Annotated in this window: 6 protein-coding genes; 1 reads left to right on the top strand and 5 read right to left on the bottom strand. The window is 65.0% G+C overall.

Annotated elements, in window-relative coordinates; all coding sequences use genetic code 11:
- Positions 1–240 precede the first annotated feature (240 nt).
- Complete coding sequence (locus FJ039_12310; protein MBM4406931.1) at positions 241–1707, top strand: multidrug efflux MFS transporter; 1467 nt, start codon at positions 241–243, stop codon at positions 1705–1707.
- Positions 1708–1716: 9 nt separating this feature from the next.
- Here the strand turns inward: FJ039_12310 and FJ039_12305 are convergent, their stop codons facing one another.
- The 5 genes from FJ039_12305 to FJ039_12285 all read right to left on the bottom strand — a co-directional run.
- On the bottom strand, positions 1717–4461 hold the full coding sequence (locus FJ039_12305) for a UPF0182 family protein (GenBank protein ID MBM4406930.1): 2745 nt from the start codon (positions 4459–4461) through the stop codon (positions 1717–1719).
- Positions 4458–5240: an acetylglutamate kinase gene (gene argB / locus FJ039_12300; protein MBM4406929.1), complete on the bottom strand. Its 783-nt coding sequence runs from the start codon at positions 5238–5240 to the stop codon at positions 4458–4460. The genes FJ039_12305 and argB overlap by 4 nt, the downstream gene beginning before the upstream one ends.
- 81 nt (positions 5241–5321) lie before the next feature.
- Positions 5322–5678 carry a hypothetical protein gene (locus FJ039_12295; protein MBM4406928.1) on the bottom strand — a complete coding sequence of 119 codons (357 nt, stop codon included), beginning with the start codon at positions 5676–5678 and terminating at the stop codon, positions 5322–5324.
- Positions 5675–6895, bottom strand: coding sequence for a bifunctional glutamate N-acetyltransferase/amino-acid acetyltransferase ArgJ (argJ, locus tag FJ039_12290; protein MBM4406927.1), 1221 nt, complete (start codon positions 6893–6895; stop codon positions 5675–5677). Before argJ ends, FJ039_12295 begins: the two co-directional genes overlap by 4 nt.
- Before the next feature lie 144 nt (positions 6896–7039).
- Positions 7040–7182, bottom strand: a 143-nt coding sequence (locus FJ039_12285) for an IS3 family transposase (GenBank protein MBM4406926.1), incomplete at its 5' end; no start/stop codon positions are given.

The raw sequence follows: 7182 nt of genomic DNA, 5'->3' as shown, positions 1-7182 counted from the left end.
GCGCTCGATCGTCAGCGGCACGCGCTTGTTCGTGGTCATGTAGACCTTGGCTGCCCGCTCTTGCCACTGGCTCACGGTGGACCCCCTTGGACAAACGACAAGGTTCCGGACGGAAAAAGTGACGACGTATTATAGCCGATTTCCCCGGTGGCGGGCGTCCTCCGCCCTTGGCCTCGCCGCGCGGCCTTCAGGCCTTCCTCTCGAGGCGCTTCATCCGCGAGGAGTCCGTGCTGTTGACATATCTGGGACGATAAGGGGCGTTTTCACGGAAGCTGCAGCGCTCTTCGCGCTGCTTTGGGGGAGGCCGTCGCTACGCGGACTACAAAGGCTGCCAACCCGAAAGTCGTCTTCGCTGTTGTTGCCGCCGCTATCTTCATGGCCGGCATAGATACCTTCAGCGTCTCCATAGCCCTGCGGGATATGCAGAAGGACCTGGGCACTACTCTCGCTCTCGCGAGCTGGACCGTTACCTTCTATCTCCTGACGCAAACGGTTGTTCTCCCCATCGCGGGAAAGCTGGGGGATGAGCATGGTGAGAAGCGGCTGCTGGTGGGCGCAGTCCTTCTCTTTGTCATCAGCTCGGTGGCGACGGGTCTGGCCCCGAACATCTACGTCCTTATCGTTTTCCGTATCGTGCAAGCCCTCGGCGCAGGCTCCTTCCGGCCCCTTGCCGTCGGCATCATCGGCAAGGTATTCGGCGATCGGCGGCAAGCGCCCATCGGCATGCTGAACACCGCCTTTATCCTGGGGGCGATCATCGGCCCGAACATCGCCGGGGTCATCATAGATAGCCTCTCGTGGCGCTGGATCTTTTTCGTGAACGCTCCTACCGGTCTCGCCGTCGCTTTCTTTGCCGTCCGGGTCATCCCGGAAACAAAGGGCATCTCCGCAGTGAAGCCTATTGACCTGCCGGGAATCGCTCTCTTTGCTCTGGGCGCCGCGTTGCTGCTTATCGGTTTGACCCATCTTGCCAACAACCCGAGCCACACGGCTTCGCCGGCTGTATGGCTGCCCATCGCCTTTGGACTTGCGGCCCTTGGGCTCTTTGTGCGGCATGAAGGGCGCGCCGCAGCGCCCCTTGTGGAGCTCAAGCTCCTGCGAAGCACGCCCTTCTTCGCCGCCAATATGTACAGCTTCATCATGGGGGCGTGCATCCTGGGCTTTGTCTCCTTCGTCCCCACGTACGCCCGCCTGCGTTTCGGCTTTTCAGCTTCCGAAACGGCTCTTGTGCTGACCGCCCGTATGGTGGTCTCCCTCTTTCTCTCCGTTGCGGCCAGTCTCGCGTTGGCGCGGATGGGCTACCGCAAGCCCATGATCCTGGGCATGCTCACGCTGAGCGGCGGCCTCTTCGTTATCGGCCTCGGGTTCACAGATATCACTCTCTTCGGTGTTGGGGTTCCCAATCAGCTGCTGCTGGCGATGGAGGTTGTGCTGGCAGGCGTCGGCATCAGCGTCTTTACCCCGGCAGCACAGAATGCCTCTCTGGATCTGCATCCCCAGAAGATAGGCGCCATATCCGGTATCCGGGGCATGTTCAACAACCTCGGTGCGATGTTCGGCGGCGCCGGCGTCGTCCTGGCCCTCAGCCATTTTTCAGATAAGGCCCTCGGCTTTGAGCGTATCTTTTCGGCCCTGGCCTTCGTGGGGCTTCTCGCCATCCCGTTCGTCTATCTGGTTCCGGACCGCACGAGGAGGGAGAAAAGGTGAGGAGTTCGCCTATCGCGAGGGCTGCCCCTTCAGGCGCTTCAGCTGCTCCAGCAGCTGCTCCGCCTGCCTGATGAGCTCGTCCAGGTTCGGCGCGGGCTGCGCCGGTTGCTGGCCGCCGGGCTGCGTCACGCCGGGGCCCGGTATCGCCGAAGGCGGCGCAAGGCCGAAGGCCACCTGCAGGGCGCGCTCCAGCGTCGGCTCCATGATCGGCGTGTTGGAGCCGTTCACCACGATGACGCGCTTCAGCTCGGGGAAGCTGAGGGTTGAGGCCTGGAGGTAGACCGGCTCGATGAAGAGGAGCGACGTGCCCAGCGGGATGGCGAGCAGGTTGCCGCGGATGACGCGCGACCCTTGCTGGTTCCAAAGCGCGAACTGCTGGGAGATGACCGGGTCGTTGTTGATGCGCGCCTCAACCTGCGCCGGGCCGTCCACCTGCTTGTCCTTGGGGAAGGTGTAGGCCGTCAGTTTGCCGTAATGCTCGCCGTCGTTCCGCGCCGCAAGCCAGGCCACCATATTGGGCTTGTTCTGCGCCGTGAAGGGCACAAAGAGGAGGAACTCCTCCTTCTGCTGGCCGGGCAGCGGCATGATGACGTAGTAGGCCTCTATCGGCTGGAGGTCGTTGTAGAAGATCTCCGATGGCTTCCCCCACACGTCTTCCTTGGTGAAGTAGACCCGCGCGTCGGTCGAGTGGTAGGTGCGGTAGAGCTCCTCCTGCACGTCAAAGAGACCCTCCGGGTAGCGGATATGGGCGCGCAGGCTGGCGGGCATCTCGCCCAACGGCTTGAAGAGCGAAGGGAAGGCCGAGGCATAGGTCTTGAGCAGCGCGTCGCTGGGGTCGCTCACATAGAAGTCCAGGGAGCCGTCGTAGGCGCTCGTCACGATCTTGACGCTGTTGCGGATGTAGTTGAAATCGCCCCGGTAGCGCTGGGAGTACGGGAAGCGGTTCGTCGTTGTGTAGGCGTCCTGCACCCAAAAAAGCTTCCCATCGGCGACGACGACATAGGGGTCCGCGTCGAGCCGCAGGAAGGGCGCGATCTTGGTGATGCGCTCCTGGATATGGCGGTTGTAGAGCACCCGCGTCTTCGGTGTCCGCTCATTGCTGATGAGCAGGTTGAAATCGCCCAGCCGCCAGGCCAGCGCCGCCTTCCGCGCGAAGGAGCTGAGACGCACGCCGCCGCCCCCTTCGAAGGTTGTGTACACCGGCGAGTCCTGCGCCGTGGGGTAATCGAACTCCTGCGTCTTGGTGTTCACCAGCACGTGGGTGCGCGTCCGCTCGCCGTAGTAGATCTGCGGCTGCGTCACGGGGATCGTCCCCTTGGGCGGCACGTCCTGGATCAGAAAGGTCGGCCTGCCTTCGCCCGTGAACTCCGTCACCGGGCTCATCGCCACGCCGTAGCCGTGGGTATATTGCAGATGCTGCGCCACCCAGGTATGGGCCTCCTGCGGCAGCTGGTCCGGGGCCAGTTCCCGGGCGGAGAGCAGCACTTGCAGCTCGCGCCCGTTCACCGTGTAGCGGTCAATATCCACATCGGAGAAGACGTAATAGGGCCGCAGCGACTGGATCTGGTTGTACGTGTCGCGCAGGGGCCGGTAGTCCCACAGGCGGATATTGTTGATGGTGCCCGGACTGCCGAAGACGTCCGCCGCGCTTAGGTTGCCCTGCACGTCAAAAGCGTTCACCTCGATCCGGTTCAGCAGGTAGGCCTCCCGCGTCATCGCGATGTTGCGCTCGATATATTCCGTCTCCCGCGCCAGCTCGCTGGGGGAGACGCTGAACCGCTGGTAGGCCGCCGGAAAAACCACGAGCAGGATCGCGGTGCAGGCTACCCACCCGCCGAGGCCGAAGAGGGCGAAGCGACCTTTGTGGAACCACGCCGCCGCGATGAAGCCGATGCCCAGCGCCAGCGATGCCGCCATCATGAAGCGCAGGGCGAAGAGCCGCGCCGTGGCGTCCGTGGCGCTGGCCCCGAAGAGCGTGCCGTTGAGCCCGCCCGAAGCCAGCGGCAGTTCGCTGATATCGAACCAGAAGCTCCAGGCGATCATCATGAAGAAGAGGGCCAGGATGACCCCCAAGTGCGTCTTGGTCTTGCGGTTCACTGCTCGGAGGAAGCCCTTCGTCGCCGTGTTCACCACATAGATCGCCAGGGCCTGGATAAGGAGGACCAGCATCAGGCCCAGCAGCCAGATCTGCACGAAGCGGAAGAGCGGCTGGTTGAAGACATAGAAGGTTGGGTTGTGCCCCCACATCGGGTCGGCTATGGTCTTTCCGCCTGCGTCCGTGAAGGCCGCCGCGTTGTTGAAGGCCAGCACATGCTCCCACTGGCTGGAGGTCGTCGCGCCGAAGAGCGCCGTCAGGATGATGCCCGCCAGCACGATGGCGAGCCGCAGCAGCCCGTGGGCGACGGCGAACTTTTCCGGCGCGATGCGCGATGGCCCCCGTGACAGCCGGTAGGCGATCAGGGCGTTTGCGATGAACGCCGCCAGGAAGACTCCCGCCCCCGCGAAGAAGAGCCACGTCCGCGTGGCGATGCGCTTCTGGTAGACATCGCCGTAGCCCACCGAATCGAACCAGAGCCAGTCCGTGTAGACGTTCCGCGCGATGGATAGGCCCGTCCACGCCAGGATGATGATCGAGACGATGATGGCGATGCGCAGGATGTGCCGCACCCGCAATCGCGGCTGGCGCTCCTTCGGCTCCGCCCCGTTCGCCCGGGGTGGCCGCGGTCCTCGTCCCCACCTTCGGCGGAAGATCATGCCTGCGCTATCCTTGTCCCCACCGCAGCGCCGGTGAGCGACCGCCTCAGCGCGTGCGCCGCTCGCCCGTCAAGGATGAGCGCCGCCTTCACGTACGTCAGCGCCTGCAGGCAGGCCTCGACTTTGGGGATCATGCCGCCGGAGATAACGCCGCCCGCGATCAGCTCCTTGACGCGCCCCGGCGTCAGCTGCGGCAGCACCGCGCCGTCCGTCCCCTTCACGCCGGGGACGTCCGTGAGAAAGATACACGTCTCCACGCCCATCGCGCCGCCGATCGCCGCCGCTGCCGTATCGGCGTTGATGTTCAGCAGCGTCGCCGTTGCCTTGCCGCCCTGCTCCAGCACGCCGATGGGCGAGATAACCGGGATATAGCCCTTCGCCACCGCCGCCTCCACGGGCCCGCCGTCCACGGCGGTGACCTCCCCCACCAGGCCCAGTTGGGGGTCCTTCACGCGCCCCTTCACCATCGCGCCGTCCGCCCCGCTGAGGCCCACGGCCCGCCCCCCCAGGGCGTTGATGGAGGCGACAAGCCCCTTGTTGACGACCCCCGCCAGCACGGCCACCACCACCTCGATGCTCTGCTCGTCCGTGACCCGCAGCCCGCCGACGAACTTGGTCGGCACCGCCATCTTCTCGAGCCACTGCGTGATCGTCTTCCCGCCTCCGTGCACCACGATCGGCTGGTAGCCCTGGCCCTGCAGCCAGACCAGGTCTTCCAGCGTCGTATCCTCCTGGCCCAGCGTGCTCCCGCCTATCTTCACCAAAAATCGTTTGTTCATAGGTATCTTAAGCGCCGCCGCTCCCTCGATGGGAGAGGAACCCGGCTCCGGTCTGCTGGAGCCGGAAGGCGAAGGTGATCGCTATCCTTTGTTGACGCCCGCCATCAGCTGCCGCACCTTCCGCTGCACCTCCACGTCCGCCTCCTTCAGCGCCTCCATCGAAGGCGCCTCCGCCACCGATTGCGCTCCCTCGTCCAGCCACTTCTTCGCCACGGCCTTCGCCTCCTTCGGCGCGCCCCCGTGCTCGATGGCGAACCCCAGGAGGCTCATGTGGCGCAGGATCGTGAACTTCATCATCCGCAGGAACTGCTCGTCCTGCTGTCCCTTGAAGCGCTCCAGCCGCGCCTCCACCGCCGCGACGCGCTTCGCCAGGTCGCCGCCCTGCCGCGCGGCGGCGCGACGCCTCTCCGGCGCGCGGTGCTTCGCCGCAACCGTCACGTTGAGTACTCGCTGTTGAAGCGAACGTACTCCTCCGTCAGGTCGCACCCCCAGGCCGTCGCCCCGTGTGCGCCAAGGCCCAGCTTCGCCAGGATCGTCACGTTCGACTCTTTCATGGAGATGACCGCCGCCTCTTTGAAGAAGGGCACCGGAACGCCCTTGTCAAAGACGCAGATCTCGTTGATATACAGGGAGAGCTTCGACTCCGTGATCGCCGCGCCCGAGCGCCCAAGGGCCATCATGATGCGCCCCCAGTTCGGGTCGCCGCCGTGCACCGCCGCCTTCACCAGCGGCGATGCGGCGACCGTGCGGGCCGCCAGCCGCGCGTCCGCTGCGCTCGCCGCCCCCTCCACCGTCACCTCCATCAGCTTCGTCGCTCCTTCGCCGTCCCGCGCCACCATCTTCGCCAGCGGCACCGCCACTGCGATGAGCGCCTGCTGGAAGAGCTCCGCCGCCTTCGTCCCGGCCTTGATCTGCTTATTGCCCGCCGCGCCGTTCGCCAGGAGGAGCGCCGTATCGTTCGTGCTCGTATCGCCGTCCACGCTCACCATGTTCAGCGATTGGTCTATCGCGTGCTTCAGCGCCGTCTGCAGGAAGCCCGGCTCCACCGCCGCGTCCGTGGTGATGAAGCACAGCAGCGTCGCCATATCCGGGTGGATCATCCCCACGCCCTTGCAGGCCGCGCCGATGGTGATCTCCTTCCCCTCCAGCTGGAACTTCAGCGCCTGCTCCTTCGGGTGGCTGTCCGTGGTCATGATGGCCCGCGCGAAGGCCGGCCCCGCCGAGGCGTTCAGGGCGATCTTCTGCATCCCCGCGCGGATCAGCGCCATCGGCAGCTCCACGCCGATCATGCCGGTGCTGGCTATCAGCACATCCTCCTCGGCCACGCCCAGCTTCTTCGCCGCCAGCGCCGTCGTATCCTTCGCGTCAATCAGTCCCTGGGGGCCGACGCATGCGTTCGCGCAGCCGCTGTTCACCACCACCGCCCTGGCCGTGTGCCGCGCGATGCGCTGCCTGCTCAGCGTCACCGAGGGCGAGCACGTCTTGCTCTGGGTGAAAACGCCCGCCGCCGCCGCCGGACGCTCCGAGTAGAGGACCGTCAGGTCCAGCTTATCCGGCCCCGCCTTCTTCAGCCCGGCGTACGTCGCGCCGACGGTGAACCCCTTCGGCGAGGCGACGCCCCCCTTTTCGATCCTCACGAACGGTGACTTCTCCATATGCCTGTGCTCACAAAGATATCCCTAGGAGAGGGAGCAGTGGGTCAGCCCATAGATTATAGCGGCCTGAGGCCTAGGAGAAGAGACTGGACATAAGAGAGGGGTGTACCGCCCCTGATTTCTTGGACAGTGATGTGATTGTATTCATGCGGCAACCACAGGGCAAGCGAGCAACTGACGGCGTGCTTGCTCTGGCGTCGCGTAGCGATGGCGCTCGATGGGCCACTCCCGGTTGTACCGCTCCTTGAAGGCAAGGAGCGCGAGGCGCAGCTCCTCCACGGTCTCAA

It is taken from the genome of Chloroflexota bacterium (assembly GCA_016875535.1).
In the GTDB taxonomy this organism is placed as follows: Bacteria; Chloroflexota; Dehalococcoidia; order SHYB01; family SHYB01; genus VGPF01.
Note: the sequence above shows the minus strand (reverse complement) of the source record. Positions and strands in the feature narration are given on the sequence as shown.